This window comes from Pseudomonas sp. LS1212 (assembly GCF_024741815.1).
Taxonomy (GTDB): domain Bacteria; phylum Pseudomonadota; class Gammaproteobacteria; order Pseudomonadales; family Pseudomonadaceae; genus Aquipseudomonas.
Genome location: NZ_CP102951.1, coordinates 2930823 through 2950795, shown reverse-complemented (window position 1 = coordinate 2950795; position 19973 = coordinate 2930823). Strand labels below are relative to the sequence as shown.

Here is a 19973-nt window from a genome sequence, read left to right as displayed (position 1 = left end):
TCATGGAAGATGAGCAGGAGCTGATCAAACGGCTACGCGAAGGCGACAGCAATGCCCTTGAGGCGGTCATCAAGCTTCATCATGCTTTCCTGGTCGCCATGGCCATACCCTTGGTCGGACCGGAGTCGGCCCATGATGTTGCGCAGGAAACCTGGCTGAGGGCCTTGGCCGGCATAAAAAAGTTCGAAGGACGCGCCAAGCTGCGAACCTGGTTGGCCCGGATCGCCATCAACGAGGCTCATGCGATAAGGCGCAAGCGCGGGCGCGAAGTACCCCTGGATTCCTGGGGCATCGACGCCAGTTCGCCGATCAGTCAGCACTTCAACGAGCAGGGCGACTGGCAAACCCCACCCAGCCAATGGCACCACGAAAGCCCTGAGGAGCTGTTGACCGAAGCCGAGTTGCACGCGTGCATCCGCAAGCACCTGCGCATGCTGCCTGGCGACCAGCAAATCGTGGTACTGATGCATGAATTGGGGGGGCTGGATTACGACGAAATCGCTCAAGCCCTGGGCTTGGCCGAAGGTAATATCCGCGTGCTGTTGCACCGGGGGCGTCAGCGCATGCAAGCGATGCTCAATCACTTTCAGGAGGAAGGAACATGCTGACCTGCCACGAAGTCTCGGAATTGGGCTCCGAGTTTATCGAGGGGCATCTGAATTTCCTCAGGCGCTGGGCGGTGCTCATGCACCTGCGCAGGTGCTCGCGCTGCGAGCTGTACATCAAGCAACTCGAGCTGACCTCCCGGATGCTGCAGACCATACCCTTCAAGGATGAAGCTGTAGACAGCCAGGCCATTCTGAAGAAACTCAACCAGCTCGATCGATAGCTCGTGCCGTAATGAGTGCGTGAGGTGGGTGTTCATTCGGCACATCCGTGTGCCGCAGATGGGGATACCGGCTTGGCTGGCATCTCCCGCCTTGATTCATGCTGCATGTACATGCCTTCAATGGGCACTGCGATAGAGCATTCTGTCCCTCAGGATGGGTGACTCGAAATCGGGTTCCGACATTTGGACCTTCTGGTCCTGCTGATCGAGCTCAACCCCGGAAGCCGTAGGTTGTGTCTTGATCATTTGAACATAAGGATCACTGGTGTCCTGGCTGGGACTATTGCTGATCAATCCCTGTTGTTGCAAACGATAGTCTATCAGACGGTCGCTGCCGCTTTCGCCCAGTGCCACGCCCGGCCCCATCATGAGTGCCGTCAGTGCAGTCACGTACAGTATCGATTTCATGGTGCAATCCTCCATTCATGCTATCCCCGTCATTCGGATGGATGGGAAGGCGCTTTGTTACAGCTGACCCGACCAGACTTCCTGTTAGCCGACGGACGTACCTTGCCTGTTGACTGGCCAAGGCCTTATGGTGGAAATGCCTGTTGAGTTCTCTCAGCAATAATCTTTTGTCACATGCCATGGTGCCTTGGAGAGTTACTTGATAGGACTGTACTTCCTCGTGTCGATTTTGGTGGAGCGCCGGCGCAAAATGCTGGTCGGTCTGTTGTTCAGCAGCGGCCTGCTCATGGGCACCGCCAAGGCCACGGCGGCCACACCGAGCGCGCATCGAAACGAGCAAGCGACCCATCGTCTTCAGGACTGGCATGCCCTGATCGCGGATTCCACCACACTGAGCGACGCTGAAAAGCTGCAGTTGGTGAATGCGTTTTTCAATCGCCACATCCGTTTTGGCGAAGATTCCGACGTATGGGGGCAATCCGACTACTGGGCCTCGCCGTTGGAAACCCTCGAGCAGGGCGCTGGCGACTGCGAGGATTTCGCCCTCGCCAAGTACTTCACCCTGCGACTGCTCGGCATTTCCGAGCAGAGCCTGCGTCTCGTTTACACCACCCAGACTTCGGCCAGGCAGGCGCACATGGTGCTCGGCTACTGGTCGGATGCCGCGGCAGAGCCCGTGCTGCTGGACAACATCACCCCGACCATCCTGCCCATTGCCCAACGCCTTGACCTGGAGCTGCAGTTCGCTTTCGGTGACGTTGACCTCTATCGGTTCGAGCACAATCAGCTGCAAAAGGTCGGCAAGAGCGAACGGCTGCCACATTGGCCAAATCTGATGGCCAAGCTCAAGCATGAAGGTTTTGCCATGGCCAGTGGCAATGGGATCAGCATGTCGCCGCCGCTTCACCTTTCGGCCATTCAAGGGAACGTGCTGAGATAAGGCGACATCCGTCGTTTTATTCAAACGCCTTGCCCAGGAAATCGATCAGCGAGCGTACCGAGGGCAACAACCCTCGCCGGGAAGGGAACACTGCCGTAATAACCCCTTCCACCGGTCGCCATTGCGGTGTCAGCTCCACCAGCCTGCCTCCCTCAAGGTCGTCCTTGACCACCCGCAACGGCAAGGTCGCCGCACCAACGCCTGCCAGTGCAGCACTTTTGAGAATGTTCATGTCATCACTGACCAGATGCGGCCGGTGGGTGACTGTGGCGGCGGCGCCATCGGGGCCGTTGAGCAGCCAGCCATAGTGCGGCTGCGGGCAGCCCCAATGCAGGCTCGGCAGCGCCGAAAGGTCGGCTGGCAGCGCTGGCGCGGCGAAACGATCGAGCAGGGCGGGGCTCGCCACCAGCACCTGCGGGCTTTTGGCGAGCAGTTTCATGACCAGGTCGCTGTCTTCAAGCGGCGGGAAGCAAAGGCTCAGGGAAATATCAAAGCCCTCGCTGATGAGATCGACCCGGCGGTTGTGGCTTTTCACATGCAGTTCGATGCCCGGGCACTGGGCCATGTACTGGCCCAGCACAGGTGCCACCCAGAAGTTCAAGAGCGGGGTTGTACAGCTCAAGCGAATCACCCCGCGGGGTTCTGAGCGGTTCTGCTCGATCACATCCTCGGCCGACTCGGCCTCAGCCATCATCGCCACGCAGTGCCGGTAATAGTCCTGGCCGATATCGGTGACCTGGAACTGCCGGGTCGAGCGCTGGATCAGGCGAACACCCAGCCGGGATTCCAGCTGGCCGATTCGACGGCTCAGGGTCGATTTGGGCAGGTTCAGGGCGCGCCCGGCGGGGGCAAAGCCTCCATGTTCGACCACTTTGGCATAGAGGTACAGCTCGTTCAGGTCAAACATGATCGGCTCTTGCATTGTTCCAGTATTGAGACTCTGAAGCTTACTCCAGCCACTTCCGAAGCCCAAGCCCAGGGCATAAGGTAAGCCTCGATCAGGGTTTACAGGAGACATCAGATGAAAAAAATCCAGGGCATCTACAGCGCGCCGAGCCAGCATTGGGTCGGTGATGGCTTCCCGGTTCGCTCGCTGTTCAGCTACAGCACGCTGGGGCGCCATATCAGCCCGTTTCTACTGCTCGACTACGCCGGGCCTGCCGATTTTCCGCCGTCGAGTCACCGTCGCGGAGTCGGCCAGCACCCGCATCGGGGTTTCGAAACCGTGACGATCGTCTATGAAGGCGAGCTCGAGCACCGCGACTCCACCGGTGCTGGCGGGCAGATCGGCCCCGGCGACGTGCAATGGATGACGGCCGCCTCGGGGATTATCCACGAGGAGTACCACTCTCCCGAATTCAGTCGCACCGGTGGAACGCTGGAGGTGGCGCAGTTGTGGGTCAACCTGCCTGCGGCGGACAAACTGGCGCCAGCGCGCTACCAGACGCTGCTCAATCAGGACATCGCCCGGGTGGCGCTGCCCGACGACGCCGGTTTCGTGCGGGTCATCGCCGGGGAGTACGCTGGTAGACAAGGCCCTGCGCTGACGTTCACGCCCATGGATGTCTGGGACATACGCCTCAATGCCGACAAGGCCTTCACGCTGCAGGCCAGGGCGGGCTATACCTGTGCGGTGGTCGTGCTCAGCGGCACGGTCCAGGTCAATGGCAGTGACACTCTGCACGATGCCCAGGTTGCACTGTTCGATGAGCAGGGCAGCCAGGTGCTGCTCGAAGCCAGCAGCGACGCCAAATTGTTGCTGCTCAGCGGCCAGCCGATCGATGAACCGATCGTTGGCTACGGCCCGTTTGTCATGAACAAGGAGGAAGAAATCCAGCAGGCGATCAAGGACTTCCAGGCCGGAGAGTTCGGCGGCATGCATCCGTGAGATCGCTCGCGTGCGCACAGGGGCGTAACACGCCCCACACTTGTGCGGAAACAATGGGTAACAGGGAAACAGATTTCCTGGTGTTTTTTTGGTTTGCAATCTGTTGATTTTTCAAGTCATTGATTTATATGAAATTATTAAAGTTGGCACGAGACCTGCTGTATCTCTTGCACAACAACAATAAAAACTGCAGCAAACCCAATAAAAATAAGACGTACCGACTCTGACACAACAAAAACAACACGGCAGAGACGCAGCTAACAGATTTTTTTGGAGAGGATGTGCTTTCCAGGGGCTTGCCCCCGCGACCGGACAGAGAATAATAAAACTACCTCAAGGTAGCTCCCGTCTCGGTTGGATCAGCAATGATGAAGGTAGATCACCGCTCAAAAAAATACGTTTGCTCTTGATCCCGGATGGGGATCGACAAAAAAAACCAAGAAGGGCGCGGCCGATAAAAACAACAACAGCCATCCCTCAATAAAAAAAAAGCATGCAACAATCCTCGAGGGGAGCTTCGGCTCCCCTCAGTGCTTTCTGCGGTTTACGCCTCCGTACACAACTCTCGCACTCTTTTGTCTCCATTGACGGAACCGCATAACTGACCTTGTATTAATCGACACACACCTCTGCTGCCCAGCCTTCCAGGCGCCAGCGAACCTGGCACGGCGACCGATATCAGGAGTGAGCGCGATGAAGTTCAATGCCAGGACCCTGTGCTTGTTGCTTGCACCCATCGCCATGAGTGCATGGGCTGAAGATACGCCGTCCGACACCCCTGCAGTGAACCCCCAGGTCGTCGATAAACTCGTGCAGATGGGCGACCACCTGCGCAGCCTGTCAAAGTTCAGGGTGGATGCCGATGTCACCCGCGACACCGTGCTCGAGTCCGGGCAAAAGATCAAAAGCCAGGCCGTCACAACCTTGCTTGCCGAAGGCGGCAACCGCCTCTACGCCAGGATCGAGAGTGACACCCAGACCCGTGAGTTTTTCTACAACGGCAAGAAACTGACCCAGTACTCGCCCTACATGAAGTACTACACGACCGTCGATGCGCCAGACAACACCCAGGACACCTTGCACCGGATCGAAGACCATTATGGCCTGCAGGTACCCCTGGAAGACCTGTTCCTGCTCGGGCGCGACCAGGACAGCATCGATGCGCTCAGCAGCGCCTTGTATGTCGGGCCATCCACTATCAAAGGCAAGCTGTGCGACCACCTCGCGTTTCGCCAAACCGGCATTGATTGGCAGTTATGGGTGACCCGCTCGGACAAGCCACTGCCTTGCAAGCTGGTGATCACTTCCACCGATCAGGCCAGTTTTCCGGAGTACAGCGCCGTTTACAGCTGGAACCTGAAGCCCGTACCCAAAGCCTCGAACTTCACCTTCACGCCCGGAAAAGGCGATGTCGCCATTCCATTCAAGAAGGCCGCCGAATAAAGGGGGGCATCCGTCATGCTCAAGAAAGCACCGCCAATCGCATTGTTATCGTTGCTGGCCGCCGCGCTGGTACTGGCAATGGCTGCCGATGTCGATGCCCGGCAGCGCGCCGCCGGCCAGGCCCGGGCTTCGGTGAACCGGCCTTCGGCGGGCCACGCCCAGCGCGCCAACGTCAACCGTGCTCAGCCCATGCCCCAGGCCCGGGCGCAAGCACGGCCCAACGTCAACACCAGCAACCGGGTCAACGCCGGTAACAGGGTCGGAAACAGGACCAACATCGACAACAGCACGCGCAATGTGAACATCAACAACAACCGTGACGTGGACATCGATGTCGATGGTGGCGGGCGTTGGGGCTATGACGATCATTACCACCCCATCGCCACGGCTGCCGCGGTCACGGCCACGGTCGCCGTGACCGCGGCCGTGGTGGGTTCGATCGTCAGCCCCGCGCAGATGCCCAGCAGTTGCGTGCAGGTCATTCGTTACGACACGGCCTATATGCAATGTGGATCGACCTGGTATCAACCGCAGTACCAGGGCAGCAACGTGACATACGTTGTCGTCAATGCGCCTTGAGTTCCGGTCGCAGGCATGATGACCGACTGCGGTCTATGCTCAGATTTCTTGTAACTCAAAGCCGAGGGATCTCCATGAAACGATCGATTCTGTTAGTCGTTGCTGCCTTGGTCGCATCGCCGGTGTTTGCCGCAGACGATTTGTGCACGAGTAATCTGGCGAGCATCAAGAATACTGTGAGCGGCGGTGGAAACGTGTCGGTGGATACCAAACAGGATGTCATGGAATTACAAAAAGAGGCTGAAACGGCGAAAGCGGCTGGAGATGAAAAAAAATGCATCGACGCTACCAATAAGGCCATGAAGATAATCGAGGACGCCAAAAAAGGTACCTACTAGCATCGGGTTTTATGAATAAACTGAAAATTCACAGGGAGAGCATGGCTCTCCCTTATTCTTGATTTTTTTGAGTGGCCAGCGGACTACCAGCCCTTCACCCCACTCTTCAGGCGCAGGCTGGGTTCCGAACGGGCTATCGGGATCGACGGTCAAGGCTTACGGCGGTTCCTGCAGGAGCTCAGGGGTATTGAAGTTGGCCAGGCGTGGATCGTCGACGGCACATTCCACGGCTTGCAGGTCGTGGGCAAGCAAGGCCCGAAGCAGGCTGCGTTCGCCTTGCTGCCAATGCGCCTGGAGCGCCGCCAGCAGCGATCGAGGCACCAGGCTGAACATCGGTTGCCATTGACCGGCCTGGCGCACCATCACCGGCGAGGCCTTGTTGTCTGCGGCCTGCAACAAGGCCTGGATCAGCGTCGAATCGACTCTGGGTGCATCGCAGGCCAGTACCAGCAGCCAGTCATGCCGGGCCTGCTCCAGGCCAGCCAGCACACCGGCCAGCGGGCCCGGAAAGCCGTGCTGTCGATCCACCACAAGGTGGTCGGCGTACGCCCGGTAACGCTGCAGGTTGCGGTTGCAGGAAATGATCAGGTCATCGGTGAGCGGGCGCACGACGGCATGCATGTGCGCGATCAGCGGCCGTTCCTGCCACAGCATCAGCCCTTTGTCCTGCCCACCCATGCGCTGGCCGCGCCCGCCGGCCAGCAGCAGGATCGAGCAGGGCGGTGAAGAGGAGGAAGCAGTGTTCATGCGCGGGTACCAGACAGGAATGCGTTCACGATCCCATGACCAGTCAGGCAGGTCCAATAGTTAACACTGAACTTATCATCGGCGGGCTCTATCGGGACAGGTTGCTGCAGGCTAGCTGACGCGTGAAGGGCCTTCGGCCCTTGGCGTCGCAGCGGCTACAAGTGTTCGGCGTACCACGGTCGGCGTAGCCGCTGCCGCCAGGCTGCGCTGGAGTCCCGCAGGGGCTCCCCGGCGATCTTGAGATCTTGCGCCCGCTAACGCGCGCGAGCGCAGCCTTCGGCAGCGGCTACAAAAGTTCGGCGCACCTCGGTCGGCGTTACATGGTCGCAAGATGCTCAGCCACCGGTCATGTTCATGAAACGCACCACCTGCAGCTCGTCGTTGAGCTGGAAGTCGTGGCGGTAGGGCTTGATCCGCATGGCGTCGACGATGGCCTGTTCCAGTCGCTGCGGGTGGCCGGGGTGATTGCGCAGCACTGCCTTCAAGTCGACGGAATGCTCATTGCCCAGGCACAGCAACAACCGGCCTTCGACAGTGAGGCGCACCCGATTGCAGGTGCCGCAGAAGTTGTGGCTGTGGGGGGAGATGAACCCCAGGCGAATCGCCGGCGCTTCGGCCAGGCGCCAGTAGCGAGATGGACCCTGGCTCGACTCCGCGGATTCGATCAGGGTATAGCGCTCGGCGATACGCTCGCGGACCTGGGCACTGGAGAAAAACGAGCCGGCACGGCTGTGCTCGCTGATGGTACCCAGCGGCATTTCCTCGATGAAGGAAATGTCCAGTTGCCGGTCGATGGCGAACGCCACCAGGTCGTTGATCTCGTCGTCGTTGCGGCCTTTCATCACCACGCAGTTGAGCTTGGTGCGGCGAAAGCCGGCGGCAACAGCAGCGTCGATGCCGGCTATGACGCTGGCCAGGTCGCCCGTGCGGGTGAGTTCGCGAAAGCGCTGCGGGTCGAGGCTGTCGAGGCTGATGTTGAGGCGCTTGAGCCCGGCTGCGAACAAGGGGCCGGCCAGCCTGGTCAGTTGCGAGCCGTTGGTGGTCATGCACAGTTCGCGCAGGCCGGGCAGGGCGGCAATTTGTTGGCACAATTGCAGGATACCGGGGCGTATCAGTGGCTCGCCGCCGGTCAGGCGAATCTTGCGGGTGCCCAGGGCGACAAAACGCTCGGCCAATTGGTAGAGCTCTTCGAGCGTGAGGATCCGCTGGCGGGGCAAAAACTCCATGTCTTCGGCCATGCAATAGACGCAACGGAAATCGCAGCGATCGGTCACCGACAGGCGCAGGTAATCGACCCGTCGGGCAAAGCTGTCCAGCAGGATTCGATCTGACATTCGATGTTCTCCGATACCGCGAGCGTACACTCGTAGCGCTCGGTCGGGTACAGGCTAAGTGGCAACGCCAACGCCGTCCAATAGCTATGGCCGACCGTTTGATCGACAGGCTCTATGACGGGCGCCAGCCGGTGTATCAAGTTCAAGCAATAAATCGCCCCGACACACAACTCAAGAGCATTTATTTAGACGTGTTTATTGAAGATAAGTGGGTTAAAATAGAACTGCCGTGTTCAAAGTAGAACTCATTGGTCACTTTAATAGCGGTTATTTTAAATCGGCCGTCAAAACCTCAAGTGAATGACATTGATCGGCAAATTTATAAAAAAAAACTGGACGATCGATTTCAAGTTGTGTCAATTTTTGCCACCTGACAAAACGAACACCCATACAGCCCGGCCATGGTGCGGCCTGCTTATCCAAAGACGCTTTGGGCGTCCAGGGCGCGTTATGGAAAGTTAAAAGAGTTCGGCATTTTCATGGATGAAAGACAAGCGAATGAAGCGGATCAATAATAAAGCGAACGAATCCTGTCGAATGGTATTCGCAGCGTATAAAAAATTTTATCGTTAATAGTGGCTATTCTTCGGCATTGATCAATATGCCAACACCGGCGTTGACGATCTCTATATAGCGAGGGCACCTGCACCGATAGTGTGCGCTATCAAGTTGGCCGATGCCCAACTGCTCCAGGCGCGTACCGTTGCTGATGCCAGGAACCGAGAATTCCAACAACAGGAAGGGAAGCTCCACCATGGCTGTGTTCGACTACCGAAACCTCGATACCACGCAATCGAAGGCATTGTTCAGCGATGCCCTGGCACTCACGATGTACTCCTATCACAACCTCGACAACGGTTTTGCCGTTGGCTATCAGCAAAATGGCCTGGGGCTGGGCCTGCCGGCAACGCTGGTCAAGGCCGTGATCGGCGGCACTGACGCCCAGGGCGTGATCCCGGGCATCCCGTGGAACCCCGACTCGGAGCAGGCGGCCCTGGCAACGGTCCAGCAGGCCGGCTGGAACCCGATCAGCGCCACGCAATTGGGTTATGAGGGCAAGGTAGACGGGCGGGGCACCTTTTTCGGCGAAACCGCCGGCTACACCACCGCGCAGGCCGAAGTACTCGGCAAGTACGATGCAAGCGGAAAGCTGGTCTCGATCGGCATTGCCTTTCGCGGCACCAGCGGCCCACGTGAATCATTGATCGGCGACAGCATCGGCGATGCCATCAATGACCTGCTGGCAGCACTCGGGCCGGCCGACTACGCCAAGCAGTACAGCAACAATGCCTTCGGTACGCTTCTGGCCGACGTCGCCGCCTTTGCCCAGGCCAATGGCCTCACCGGCAAGGACGTGACCGTCAGTGGCCACAGCCTCGGTGGGCTCGCGGTCAACAGCATGGCCGACCTGAGCGGGCAAAACTGGGGTGGGTTCTACCACGACGCCAGCTATGTGGCATTCGCTTCACCGACCCAGGCCGCAGACGCCAGCCAGGTGCTCAATATCGGCTTTGAGAATGACCCGGTGTTCCGGGCGCTGGACGGCTCGCAAGTAACGTGGGACTCACTGGGCGTACATGACAAGCCACAGGCTTCGGCGACGGACAACATCGTAAATTTCAACGACCATTACGCTTCCGACGCGTGGAACCTGCTGCCGTTCTCCATCGGCAATCTCGCGACCTGGGTCTCGCATTTGCCTTCGGGCTATGACAACGGTCTGAACCGGGTCCTCGACTCGGCGTTCTACGACCTGACCGGTAAGGACTCGACCCTGATCGTTGCCAACCTGTCGGACCCGGCCCGTGCCACCACCTGGGTCGAGGACCTCAATCGCAATGCCGAATCCCACAGCGGCAGCACCTTCATCATCGGTTCGGAGTACGCCGACCTGATCAAGGGTGGGCGCGGCAACGATTTTCTTGAAGGCCGCAACGGGAACGATACGTTTCGCGATGGAGGCGGTTTCAACCTGATCCTTGGCGGCCAGGGCCACGATACCCTGGCGCTGGACACCGCATTGAACAAGGTTCAGGTCGCCCGGGACGCAGCCGGCACGCTGTATGTACGCGATGCCAATGGCGGTCTGAGTATCGCCGGGCAGGTCGAGGCTATCACCAGCAAGGAGCCGAGCCTGCTGTTCTTCAGCAAGGAGGTGACTCATCAGGTCACTGACCAGGGACTGCTCGCCGGCAACACGCTCAGTGGCTATGCCCACTCGCTCAGCGGCGACGCCGGCAACAACACGCTCAACGCCCGGACCGCGGGCGACTGGCTGTTCGGTCTCGACGGCAACGACCGCTTGAACGGCTCGACCGGCAATGATGTGTTCGTCGGCGGCAAGGGCGATGACACCCTGGTGTCCGGCGGCGGCAAGGACACCTTTGTCTTCAATGGCGAATTCGGCAACGACCGGGTGCTTGGCTATCAAGCGGATGACAAGCTGGTCTTCATGGGCGTGGAGGGGGCAGCCCAGGCACCGGACTATCTGCAACACGCGACCACCGTCGGCAGCGATACGGTGCTGAGCTTTGGCGACAATTCGGTGACCCTGATCGGGGTTTCTCTGGAGAACCTGGCCGCGGCGCAGATCATCATCGCCTGAGGCGTTCTAACGGCAGGGCTGCCCGTGGGCAGCCTTGCTGCTAGGGCAGTGCATAAATCTTGAACAACTGTCTGGCCGTATCGCTGGCCCCTCCCAGGTATTTGGCGTAAGCCTGTTCGATCTCGCCCGAGCGGTACATTTCGCTGAGCACGGTATCGACCAACAGGCGAAAGTCTTCATCGCCACGTTCAAGCACCATCGATACCGGGGCGTATTCGAAGATACGGTCCACGACCATCAAGTCCCGGGTTGCATCGTCCTTGAGCAGGTCATTCTTGAGCAGCATGCGTTCGGAGAAAAAGGCGTTCGCCTTGCCGTCGGCAACCAGCTTCACGCCCTCATCGGTGTCCGCAACGGTGACCAGAGAGGTCACCACGCCGAGCAGGCGCATTTGCTCACGAATCCAGTCTTCGGAAACGCCGCCTTCAACCGCTGCATAGGTGTAATCGGCCAGGCCGCGGTTGACCGTTGCCCGCCAGGTCGGGCCGGTATGCGCTGCCTCGCCATTGAGCACCTTGAGCAGGGCTTCGGGCGCATCCTTGCGCACCACCGCCGAGAGGCCGGCGGTGTAGATCGGCACCGAGAAACTCACCGTCTTGCGCCGTTCCAGCGTCGCCGGGGTCGGCGTACAGAGAATATCGACCCGGCCCGAGCTGACGGCACTGATCTCATCGGCGAGCTTGACGGGCTGGTAACGCACTTGCAGCGCAGGCAGGCCCAGCCCGGTCTTGAGCCGGTCGGCGATCTTCAGGCACAGGTCGATGGCATAGCCGCTGGCCTTGTCGCCCTCCTGGCTGCTGAACGGTGCAAAATCCGGCAGGTAGCCCAGGGTAAAGGTGTTGCTGGCGCGCACCCGCTCCAGGGTGTCGGCGCCGGCCAGCATCGGCATCAGCGCGAGCAAGCCGGCAAGCAGCAGGCTGGCGGGTTTGGTCATATATGCGTTCATATCCAGTTCCCCCTAATCAGATCTCTTTGCCGTCCTGCAGACAACCCCTACGAAACGCGGGTCCGGGCATGAGTGACCGGCGTCTCGTCGACAAAGCGCTTGGCCAGGAAGCCATAAAGCAGGTAACCGAACGCAAGGACGAGGGTGCCACCGAACACGGCGACCTTGCCGCAGGCATAGAGCGCGTACAACGAATAGGCCACCGCGATGAGCACCAACGCCGTGTTGCGGGTGTACACGGCCGGCGTGACCCTGGCCTTGTACATCATTACCAGCAGCCCGGTGAGGGCGGTCACGTAGGGAATCAGGTTGGTCACCGCCGCCAGGCTGACGAGTTTGCTGAACTGGGCGCTGGCATTGGGCGAAATGGTCGACAGCGCCATCAAGGTCTGCAACACACCGCAGACGAGCATGCCGACGATTGGCGCATTCCGTGCGCTGACCTTGCTGAACAGTTTCGGGAACATACCCTGGTCAGCAGTCATCTTGGCCGTTTGCGCCAGGGTGAACTGCCAGCCCAGCAGCGAACCGACACACGCCATGACCGCCAGCGCCATGATGATGTTGCCGACCATGGGATTGAAAATGTGCGCATAGACGAGCGCGAACGGGGCCGAAGCGTTGGCCAGCTCCGCATTGGGTATGATGCCCTGGATGACCGTGGTCGACAGCACGTACACGGCGGCCGCCCCCAGGGTCCCGAACAGGCAGGCCAGTGGTACCGTGCGCTTGGGATCCTCCACCGCATCGGAGGCCTGCGCCGCCGACTCCATGCCGAGAAAAGCCCACAGGGTCAGGGGTATAGCCTTGCTGATGGCTTCGGAGATTGGCAGGTCGTTCGGGTTCCAGGCGGCAGCCAACACATCGGGCTTGAACCAGAACCAACCGATGAAGCTCAAGCCGGCCACCGGGATGATCACCCCCCAGACTGTAATCGCACCGATCTGGCCGGTGATGCCGGGACCACCGAAGTTGGCCAAGGTGGTCAACCAGAGCAGGCCAACCGTACCGATGAACAGCGCAATTGCGCTGCTGCCCAGCCACGGCACGAACGACGTCATGTAACCCACTGCGGAGATGGCGACGGCCACATTGGCGATGGCCAGCGAGAGGAAGTACAGGTACGAGCAGAGGAAGAAGCCTGACTTTGAGTGCGCCTCTTCGCTATAGGCAGACAACCCGCCCGGGCGCGGGCAGAAGATCCCGCACTGGGAAAAACAGTAGGCGATAGCCATGGAACCGATGGCCGTAACGATCCATGACAGCAGCGAAACGGCGCCGAGTTGGGCCATGCTCGTCGGCAGCATGATGATGCCTGAGCCCATCATGTTGACCGTCACCAGTGTGGTGAGCCCCATGAGACTCATCTTCTTGCTTGAATCAGCCATCGCAGACTCCGGTCGTTATTGTTTGACCACGTAGACCCTGTAGGTCGGCCGTCCCTGACGGTCACGCTCGATCTCGACGCCGTGGTTGTCATGTTCGAAACCAGGGAACCGGCCATCGAAGGCTTCCATTGCCAGCAAGTAGTCAATGATGGCTTTTTTATCGGCACCGGCTTTTTCACCGGGCATCATCAGCGGAATGCCCGGCGGATAGGGGACTATCTGTACGGCCACCGTACGATCGAGCATGTCGCGCACCGCGATCTGCTCGATCTCGCCTTTCACCAGCCGGGCGTAGGTCGCTCGTGGCGAGGCTACCGGGTCGGGCAACAGGGTGTAGGCCGCATCCATGTTGTGCAGCATTTGCGTGGCGAGCATGTCCTGATGCATCTCTTGCGCCAGGTCCTTGAGGCCCATGCCGCTGTAGCGATCGCCGTGGCTTGCGACCAACTCGGGCAGCACCTGTTCCAGCGGCGAGTTGCTGTCGTAATGTTTCTTGAATTCCATCAGCCCGGCGACCAGCGAACCCCACTTGCCCTTGGTTACGCCCAGGCTGAACAACAGCAGAATGGAGTACGGCTCGGTCTTCTCCACCACGGTACCGCGGCTGGCGAGGAAGGACGACACCAGAGGCGCCGGAATGCCCCTGGTTTGCATCTCGCCTTCCAGCGTCTGCCCAGGTGTCAGCACGGTGACCTTGATCGGATCGAGCATGCAGTAACCGGCACCCAGGTCACCGAAACCGTGCCAGCTGGCCGACGGCTTGAGTACCCAGGCATCGCCATGGTGCAGCACCTTGGGATCGAGTTCGTCAAAGGGCACGCCATTGACTTCGTCCGGTTGCCAGACACCGAACCACCAGTCCTTTGTGTTGCGGTCCTGTATCTGGTTGCTCAGGCGCACCATGGCCTGGCGGAAGGCGATGGCCTCGCCGATGGACTCGTCAGTGAGGTAATCGCCGGCGTCGTCCATCATCTTCGCCGAGACATCGATCGAAGCGATGATGCTGTACTGCGGCGACGTCGAGGTGTGCATCATGAAGGCTTCGTTGAACAGTGCCGGCAAGACCTGCACCTTGCCCGAGCGAACGTGAATCATCGACGCCTGCGACAGCGCCGCCAGCAGCTTGTGGGTGGAGTGGGTGACTGTCACCGTGGCGTCATCGGCATGCCGTTCGCCCCGGTGCATGCCATAGCGCCCCTCGTACAGCGGGTTGAACCGTGCGTAGGCGTACCAGGCTTCGTCGTAGTGAATGCGATCGACGCTCTGGCTCAGCTCGCGGGTGGTGGTCTGCACGTTGTAGCAAAGGCCGTCGTAGGTCGAGTTGGTCAGCACCGCCAGCACGGGGCGGGCCTGCTTGTTGCTGACCAGGGGGCTTTCGGCGAGTTTCTGCGCAATCGCCGCCGGCGTCAGCTCGCTGCGCGGCACCGGCCCGATCAGGCCGCGTGCATTGCGCCGCGGGCGCAGGTACAGCGGCACCGCGCCGGACAGGTTCAAGGCATAGTTCAACGACTTGTGGCAGTTGCGATCGACCAGCACGACATCGCCGTCGGTTACCGCCGAGTGCAGGGCGATCTCGTTGCTCGCCGAGCTGCCGCCGACCGAGAAAAAGGTGAAGTCGGCGCCGAACACCCGTGCGGCAAACTTCTCCGCCTCATCCACCGGGCCCGAGTGGTCATTGAGCGAACCCAGCTCGCCGACCGACACGCTCAGGTCCGAGCGCAGCAGCTGCTCGCCGTAGAAGTCGAGAAAACTTCGCCCCACCGCAGTCTTCATGAAGGCCGTACCACCGGTATGCCCGGGGGTGTGCCAGGAGTATTCGTGAGTGCCGGCGAAGTTGACCACTGCGCCGAAGAACGGCGGCAAAATGGTATCGAGGTAGCGGCGGGCGGCGGCCTCGATGCGCCCGGCGATGAACTGCGGGCTGTCTTCGGGCTGCCAGATGAACCCGTCGATGTTCTCGACGAACGTCAACGGCACCTGACTCTGGTGGGCCTGACTCATGGCCAGCATGATCGGCATCTGCGCCGTGCGCCGGCGAATCAGCTGGATCAGCTGCAGCGCCTTGTCCGCATTGTCCGAACACAGACCCCAGTCGATGATCGTGCAACTGTAGGCGGAGTTGGCACTCACGGCGATTTCGGCTTCCTCCAATGAACCGACCAGCTCCACCTCCAGGTCATGGTCGTGCAGCGCCGCGCCGATGGCCTGGGCGCTGCGTACGACAATGCTGTCACTGCTGTCCTGAGCGTTGACCACCATCAGCACGGGGTAGCGCTGCGCCATGTACTCGGGCAATCGTGTTTGCGAGCGACTCATGGGTGGTTCCTCGAATATTGAGACATTCGGTATAGAACATAGGGTAGCGCTGATCCTGGCAGCGCTCCTTCCTTAGCCAGCCTATGACCGGCTGCGTTGTCGCAACCGGGTCAGGTGGTTTTTGATCAGATCCATCACCGCCGCTGTCATCACCGAGGTGGTGACGCCGAACATGAGAATGCCGTTGGCCGCCTCCAGGGGACCCAGCAGACGCCAACGGGGAGACATGACCATATCGCCATAGCCCAGGGTGGCAAAGGTGACCCCCGAGAAATACAGCGCGGTGGCGAAATCGTCGAACTCGCCGAGCAGCACGAACAACAAGGCCCAAATAGCCATCTGCACGAGGTTTCCGAGCAACATCACCAGCATCACCGTCGCCAGCAGCCCGATTTCCTGCACTTGCGATTCGCTGCCTCGCCTGGCGTGGGTGATGTGTACGTAGTGTCGCAGGCAAATGGCCAGGAAGATCGCCTGCAACAGCAGGCAGAGCACGATCACGGGGAAGCCAGTCAGCAGAATCAGCAGCATGGATGACCTCGTCAGGTAGCGGTTTGCCGCGTGCGGCGGCGTTGGTCGAGCACATGGACCATTGCGCATGCGTACAGGGTGACGACGATGAACAGGCCCATGCGCACGGCGAACGCCGCAAAGACATCCGAGCCTGCGGCGCTATCCTGCACCGACTGGCCGAGCAGGATGATCAGGGTCGTCATGCTGTTGAGCCAGAAGCCCGGGGTCTGCCGGGTCGGGCTCAGGGCATAGAGCTTGCGCGCCACTACCAGACCGAACAGCAGCATCCACAGGTAAAACATCCAGAGGTGCACGAACAGGCTGAGCGCGCCCCAGAACAGGATCGCCAACAGGCCACCGAGCAGGGTTGAACCCAGCAGTTCGCGACCGGCATCGCGTACCGAGGTGGTGCAACTCTGTTGGCCGAGGCTGACCGCTTTCATGATGATCGGCATGTAGCTGGCCGGATCGACCAGTGCCAGCAGGAAGGCCGGCAGCACCACCAGCGCGGCTCGCAGCGCTATCCAGTCGACCGTTTCGGCGGGTAGCGGCGGGGCGGTTGGCGCCGCCTGCGTGCCGGCCGGCTCGGGAAACAGCCAATGACTGAGCGAGAACACCAGTACGGCGAGGACCAGGCCCTTGACCAGGGCTGCGATGACCATCAGGGCCAGACCGAAATCCACGGTACCCGCTGCGGAGATCATGGTCAGGCCGATCACCAGGAAGGTCGCGGTCAGGTTGTTGCCGCCGCGCAAGCCATAACCGAAGGCCAGGTACAGGCACAGGCCGACCATCAGCACCCCGCTGAAGGGGTAGTAACGCAGCAGCGGAATCAACAACAGGCCGCTGCCGGTGGTCAGCATCAGGATAAGCGTCAGGCCCAGCCCGGCCTTGAGCGGCAGCGGCCGGTTCATCGAAGCCAACATGATCAGCGCCAGTATCGGCGCCAGGAAGGGAATCGGCATAGCCAGGCCAAAACTGACCGCCAGGCTCAGTGCGGTGCCGCTGGCCAGGCGCAGTGCGCGCTGGGCGCGGGGTTGGCGGCTGCTGATCGGGCGGCTTTCAGTAGGCATACGAGAGCCAGCTCATCAGACGCAGGAACACGCGGCCGAGCGGATTGAGTACATTGCCTTCGCTGGGAAACGCCATGACCTCGGCCTGCCCACCGGCACGGATGCCGCGAGGGTCGCTCAACTCGCCCGGCGCAAACTCGATGATCACCGGAAAACGCTGGGCCGGGCGCAACCAGTCGCGGCTGTTCTGCATGGTCGGCAGGGTGCCTGGTGCCGGGGCCTGGCCGACGCTGACGCCGTAGCCGACGCTGCGTACCCGGCCCTCGAAGATTCTGCCGGGCAGGGCGTCCAGGATGACCCCGACCGGTGTGCCGGGGCTGACTCGGGCGAGGTTGTTTTCGGTCATCTCCGCGTTGATCCAGACATCATGGATGGCGATCAGGGTCATCACCGGGCTACCGGCAGTGGCGTATTGCCCGGTGTCGGTGCGCAGGTCGGTGATCAACCCGGCCGAGCGGGCCCGGATTTGTGTATTGGCCAGGTCCAGTTCGGCCTTTTCCAGCGTCGTGGCGGCGCTGCGCAGTTGCGCGTTTTCCTCCTCGCTGCCACCTTGCTGTTCGCGCGCACGCTGCACTTCGGCCTGGGCCGCGGCGGCCTGACTGATGGATTGCTCGAGCTCCGCGCGGGAGATTTCCAGACGCCGCAGGGAAATGGTGCCCGGATCTTCGCGGTACAGGCGTTCCAGGCGCTGGCTATCCTGCCGCGCATTGAGTTCGTTGGCCTGGGCGGCTCGCAGGTTTGCCAACGCAGAATCAATGCCGGCGGTACTGGCACCGATCTGCCGGCGGGTCGACTCGAGGTCGGCGCGGGCGCGATCGATGGCGATCCGGTACTGCTGCTGATCGACCTCGAACAGTACTTCGCCGGCCTTGACGTCCTGGTTGTTGCGCACATTGACCCGGGTCACCCGGCCCGAGACTTCCGCGGCCACCGGGACGACGAAGGCCTGCACCCGGGCTTGCTGCGTGTAAGGCGTGAAGCGGTCGGCCAGCAGGTACCAGACCAGGCTCAGGCCGATCAGCACGGCCACCCAATTGACCGTCTTTTTTACCGGGTCGGCAGCGGGCGGCGGCGGGCTCGGCGGGCTATCTTCGATTTTTTGGGGGTTATCACTCATCGGAACCTACCTTCGGTTCATCCAGCAGCTCGCCCCAGTCGGTGCGTCGCTGCATCTGTCGGCGGGTGGCTGGATCGACCAGGGGCTCCTGGCTGTACCAGCCACCGCCAAGGGCCTTGTACAGGGCGATCAGGTTGCTCACGGCAGTGCCGCGGTTGAGCAGATACGCGTCCTGCTGGGCGAACAGCGCGCGCTGGGCATCGAGTACGCGTTGAAAATCCGAATAGCCTTCGCGGTATTGGGCGCTGGCCAGGGTCACCGAGCGCTCGGCGGCCAGTGACGCCTCACGCAGGATAAGCTCGCGCTCCAGCGACTTGAGCAGGCCACTGGCTGCGTCGTCGGCCTCGCGCGCAGCCTGGCGCACGCCATCCCGGTAGGCGACGATCAGTTGCTGCAGGCGTGCGTCCTGCACACGGACGTTGTTCTTGATACGGCCGTGGTCGAACACGTCCCAGGTCAGGCTGGGGCCGCCCACCAGGTCCAGGGTGTCGGAAGCTCCGCTCAGCGAGCTGGCTGACCAGACGATACTGCCCAGCAGGCTCAGCGAGGGGTACAGATCGGCCTCGGCGACGCCGATCAGCGCCGACTGGGCAGCGACCTGCAGTTCGGCGGCGCGTACGTCCGGGCGGCGCAACAACAGGTTGGCGGGTACGTCCTGGAGTATGGCGCTGTCGATCAACGGAATTTCGCCGGTATGCAGCGACAGCTCCGGCAGCGAGCCAGGCGCACGACCGATCAGTACGGACAAGGCATTGCGGGTGCTCAGTAGCTGGCTTTCCAGGTCAGGGATGGTGCTCAGGGTACCCAGATACTGGGTCTTGGCTTGTTGCAGGTCGAGCTCGGCATTCGCGCCGCTGTTGAACAGGCGTTCGGTGATCTCGTAGCTGCGCTTTTGCAACCGGGCGTTGTCGCGAGCGATGCGTAGCCGTGCCTCGGTGGTGCGCAAGGTAAAGTAGGTCTGCGCCAACTGGGCGCGCAGCAATACCAGGACGTTTTCACGGTTGGCCTGGGCGGCGAACCAGGCCGCATCGGCCGACTCGATGGCGCGGCTGAAGCGCCCCCAGAAATCCAGCTCCCAACCGATGTCGAAGCCGACGCTGTGTTGCCAGAAGTGGCTGTCCTGGGGGTTGGCCCCGCCGGACTGGCGGCGGTCCAGGTACAGGCTGTCGGCGCCGACCTGTTGCAGTTGCGGGTAACGGCCGCTCTGGGCGATACCCAATTGGGCGCGGGCTTCCATCACCCGCAGGCCGGCAATCTTCAGGTCAGGGTTGTGGGCATCGGCTTCGGCAATCAAGTGGTCCAGCACCGGGTCGGCAAAGACTTGCCACCACTGCCGGGTGTCGGGTTGCGGGCGCTGCTGGCTGGCCTGTTCGAGTGCGGGGGTGTTCCAGTGTTCGACCCAGGGCTGGCCCGGGGGCTGGAAATTCGGCCCCAGGCGCACGCAGCCACTGAGCACGAGTGCGCCAGGCAGCAGGAGCCGGCCCAACTGATGGAGGCGCAGCATGGGGG

20 protein-coding genes are annotated in these 19973 nt (G+C 61.0%); 8 read left to right on the top strand and 12 right to left on the bottom strand.

The window, feature by feature from the left end:
* The first annotated feature begins 2 nt into the window (after positions 1-2).
* Together NVV94_RS13760 and NVV94_RS13755 are read left to right on the top strand one after the other, a co-directional pair.
* The gene (locus tag NVV94_RS13760) at positions 3-608 is read left to right on the top strand and encodes an RNA polymerase sigma factor (protein WP_258442948.1); all 606 of its coding nucleotides are present in this window, start codon (positions 3-5) and stop codon (positions 606-608) included.
* The gene (locus NVV94_RS13755; protein WP_258442947.1) at positions 602-829 is read left to right on the top strand and encodes a zf-HC2 domain-containing protein; all 228 of its coding nucleotides are present in this window, start codon (positions 602-604) and stop codon (positions 827-829) included. The genes NVV94_RS13760 and NVV94_RS13755 overlap by 7 nt, the downstream gene beginning before the upstream one ends.
* Before the next feature lie 117 nt (positions 830-946).
* Here the strand turns inward: NVV94_RS13755 and NVV94_RS13750 are convergent, their stop codons facing one another.
* Entirely contained in the window at positions 947-1237 is a 291-nt protein-coding gene (locus NVV94_RS13750; protein WP_258442946.1) for a hypothetical protein, read from the bottom strand.
* A 220-nt stretch (positions 1238-1457) separates the two neighbouring features.
* Between NVV94_RS13750 and NVV94_RS13745 the strand changes: the two genes are divergently transcribed.
* Complete coding sequence (locus NVV94_RS13745; protein ID WP_258442945.1) at positions 1458-2177, top strand: transglutaminase-like cysteine peptidase; 720 nt, start codon at positions 1458-1460, stop codon at positions 2175-2177.
* Positions 2178-2193: 16 nt separating this feature from the next.
* Here the strand turns inward: NVV94_RS13745 and NVV94_RS13740 are convergent, their stop codons facing one another.
* Entirely contained in the window at positions 2194-3084 is an 891-nt protein-coding gene (locus NVV94_RS13740) for a LysR substrate-binding domain-containing protein (protein WP_258442944.1), read from the bottom strand.
* A gap of 114 nt (positions 3085-3198) precedes the next feature.
* Here NVV94_RS13740 and NVV94_RS13735 point away from each other — a divergent pair, with 114 nt between their 5' ends.
* The 4 genes from NVV94_RS13735 to NVV94_RS13720 all read left to right on the top strand — a co-directional run bounded on the left by NVV94_RS13735 (position 3199) and on the right by NVV94_RS13720 (position 6425).
* Positions 3199-4065 (top strand): pirin family protein, encoded by an 867-nt coding sequence (locus tag NVV94_RS13735; RefSeq protein ID WP_258442943.1) that lies wholly within the window; start codon positions 3199-3201, stop codon positions 4063-4065.
* Positions 4066-4758: 693 nt separating this feature from the next.
* Positions 4759-5508, top strand: coding sequence for a DUF2092 domain-containing protein (locus tag NVV94_RS13730; protein ID WP_258442942.1), 750 nt, complete (start codon positions 4759-4761; stop codon positions 5506-5508).
* Positions 5509-5523: 15 nt separating this feature from the next.
* Entirely contained in the window at positions 5524-6087 is a 564-nt protein-coding gene (locus tag NVV94_RS13725; protein ID WP_258442941.1) for a hypothetical protein, read from the top strand.
* 74 nt (positions 6088-6161) lie between these two features.
* Positions 6162-6425, top strand: coding sequence for a hypothetical protein (locus NVV94_RS13720; protein WP_258442940.1), 264 nt, complete (start codon positions 6162-6164; stop codon positions 6423-6425).
* A gap of 156 nt (positions 6426-6581) precedes the next feature.
* Here the strand turns inward: NVV94_RS13720 and mobA are convergent, their stop codons facing one another.
* The 3 genes from mobA to NVV94_RS13705 form a co-directional block, all read right to left on the bottom strand.
* On the bottom strand, positions 6582-7172 hold the full coding sequence (mobA, locus tag NVV94_RS13715; RefSeq protein ID WP_258442939.1) for a molybdenum cofactor guanylyltransferase MobA: 591 nt from the start codon (positions 7170-7172) through the stop codon (positions 6582-6584).
* Positions 7173-7507: 335 nt separating this feature from the next.
* The gene (gene moaA, locus NVV94_RS13710) at positions 7508-8506 is read right to left on the bottom strand and encodes a GTP 3',8-cyclase MoaA (protein ID WP_258442938.1); all 999 of its coding nucleotides are present in this window, start codon (positions 8504-8506) and stop codon (positions 7508-7510) included.
* Between the two features lie 579 nt (positions 8507-9085).
* A complete protein-coding gene (locus NVV94_RS13705) occupies positions 9086-9262 on the bottom strand; it encodes a hypothetical protein (RefSeq protein ID WP_258442937.1) in 177 nt (58 codons plus the stop codon).
* Between NVV94_RS13705 and NVV94_RS13700 the strand changes: the two genes are divergently transcribed.
* Complete coding sequence (locus tag NVV94_RS13700; RefSeq protein ID WP_258442935.1) at positions 9261-11111, top strand: polyurethanase; 1851 nt, start codon at positions 9261-9263, stop codon at positions 11109-11111. The genes NVV94_RS13705 and NVV94_RS13700 overlap by 2 nt on opposite strands.
* A gap of 40 nt (positions 11112-11151) precedes the next feature.
* On the opposite strand, the gene NVV94_RS13695 is transcribed toward NVV94_RS13700, so the two are convergent.
* The 7 genes from NVV94_RS13695 to NVV94_RS13665 all read right to left on the bottom strand — a co-directional run bounded on the left by NVV94_RS13695 (position 11152) and on the right by NVV94_RS13665 (position 19968).
* Positions 11152-12057 (bottom strand): amino acid ABC transporter substrate-binding protein, encoded by a 906-nt coding sequence (locus NVV94_RS13695; protein WP_258442933.1) that lies wholly within the window; start codon positions 12055-12057, stop codon positions 11152-11154.
* A 47-nt stretch (positions 12058-12104) separates the two neighbouring features.
* Positions 12105-13445 carry a putrescine-ornithine antiporter gene (potE, locus tag NVV94_RS13690; protein ID WP_258442932.1) on the bottom strand — a complete coding sequence of 447 codons (1341 nt, stop codon included), beginning with the start codon at positions 13443-13445 and terminating at the stop codon, positions 12105-12107.
* A gap of 15 nt (positions 13446-13460) precedes the next feature.
* Positions 13461-15761, bottom strand: coding sequence for an Orn/Lys/Arg decarboxylase N-terminal domain-containing protein (locus NVV94_RS13685; RefSeq protein ID WP_258442930.1), 2301 nt, complete (start codon positions 15759-15761; stop codon positions 13461-13463).
* An 81-nt stretch (positions 15762-15842) separates the two neighbouring features.
* Complete coding sequence (locus NVV94_RS13680) at positions 15843-16292, bottom strand: potassium channel family protein (RefSeq protein ID WP_258442928.1); 450 nt, start codon at positions 16290-16292, stop codon at positions 15843-15845.
* 11 nt (positions 16293-16303) lie between these two features.
* On the bottom strand, positions 16304-17347 hold the full coding sequence (locus tag NVV94_RS13675) for a DUF2955 domain-containing protein (protein WP_258442927.1): 1044 nt from the start codon (positions 17345-17347) through the stop codon (positions 16304-16306).
* Entirely contained in the window at positions 17337-18464 is a 1128-nt protein-coding gene (locus NVV94_RS13670; protein ID WP_258442925.1) for an HlyD family secretion protein, read from the bottom strand. The genes NVV94_RS13675 and NVV94_RS13670 overlap by 11 nt, the downstream gene beginning before the upstream one ends.
* Positions 18457-19968 (bottom strand): efflux transporter outer membrane subunit, encoded by a 1512-nt coding sequence (locus tag NVV94_RS13665; RefSeq protein WP_258442922.1) that lies wholly within the window; start codon positions 19966-19968, stop codon positions 18457-18459. The genes NVV94_RS13670 and NVV94_RS13665 overlap by 8 nt, the downstream gene beginning before the upstream one ends.
* Positions 19969-19973: the final 5 nt, after the last annotated feature.

Coding starts and splice junctions, on each gene's coding strand:
- moaA (WP_258442938.1), bottom strand. CDS start 8,506: ATGTCAGATCGAATCCTGCTGGACAGCTTTGCCCGACGGGTCGATTAC.
- NVV94_RS13755 (WP_258442947.1), top strand. CDS start 602: ATGCTGACCTGCCACGAAGTCTCGGAATTGGGCTCCGAGTTTATCGAG.
- NVV94_RS13675 (WP_258442927.1), bottom strand. CDS start 17,347: ATGCCTACTGAAAGCCGCCCGATCAGCAGCCGCCAACCCCGCGCCCAG.
- mobA (WP_258442939.1), bottom strand. CDS start 7,172: ATGAACACTGCTTCCTCCTCTTCACCGCCCTGCTCGATCCTGCTGCTG.
- NVV94_RS13735 (WP_258442943.1), top strand. CDS start 3,199: ATGAAAAAAATCCAGGGCATCTACAGCGCGCCGAGCCAGCATTGGGTC.
- NVV94_RS13695 (WP_258442933.1), bottom strand. CDS start 12,057: ATGAACGCATATATGACCAAACCCGCCAGCCTGCTGCTTGCCGGCTTG.
- potE (WP_258442932.1), bottom strand. CDS start 13,445: ATGGCTGATTCAAGCAAGAAGATGAGTCTCATGGGGCTCACCACACTG.
- NVV94_RS13740 (WP_258442944.1), bottom strand. CDS start 3,084: ATGTTTGACCTGAACGAGCTGTACCTCTATGCCAAAGTGGTCGAACAT.
- NVV94_RS13670 (WP_258442925.1), bottom strand. CDS start 18,464: ATGAGTGATAACCCCCAAAAAATCGAAGATAGCCCGCCGAGCCCGCCG.
- NVV94_RS13685 (WP_258442930.1), bottom strand. CDS start 15,761: ATGAGTCGCTCGCAAACACGATTGCCCGAGTACATGGCGCAGCGCTAC.
- NVV94_RS13760 (WP_258442948.1), top strand. CDS start 3: ATGGAAGATGAGCAGGAGCTGATCAAACGGCTACGCGAAGGCGACAGC.
- NVV94_RS13750 (WP_258442946.1), bottom strand. CDS start 1,237: ATGAAATCGATACTGTACGTGACTGCACTGACGGCACTCATGATGGGG.
- NVV94_RS13720 (WP_258442940.1), top strand. CDS start 6,162: ATGAAACGATCGATTCTGTTAGTCGTTGCTGCCTTGGTCGCATCGCCG.
- NVV94_RS13725 (WP_258442941.1), top strand. CDS start 5,524: ATGCTCAAGAAAGCACCGCCAATCGCATTGTTATCGTTGCTGGCCGCC.
- NVV94_RS13705 (WP_258442937.1), bottom strand. CDS start 9,262: ATGGTGGAGCTTCCCTTCCTGTTGTTGGAATTCTCGGTTCCTGGCATC.
- NVV94_RS13700 (WP_258442935.1), top strand. CDS start 9,261: ATGGCTGTGTTCGACTACCGAAACCTCGATACCACGCAATCGAAGGCA.
- NVV94_RS13680 (WP_258442928.1), bottom strand. CDS start 16,292: ATGCTGCTGATTCTGCTGACTGGCTTCCCCGTGATCGTGCTCTGCCTG.
- NVV94_RS13730 (WP_258442942.1), top strand. CDS start 4,759: ATGAAGTTCAATGCCAGGACCCTGTGCTTGTTGCTTGCACCCATCGCC.
- NVV94_RS13665 (WP_258442922.1), bottom strand. CDS start 19,968: ATGCTGCGCCTCCATCAGTTGGGCCGGCTCCTGCTGCCTGGCGCACTC.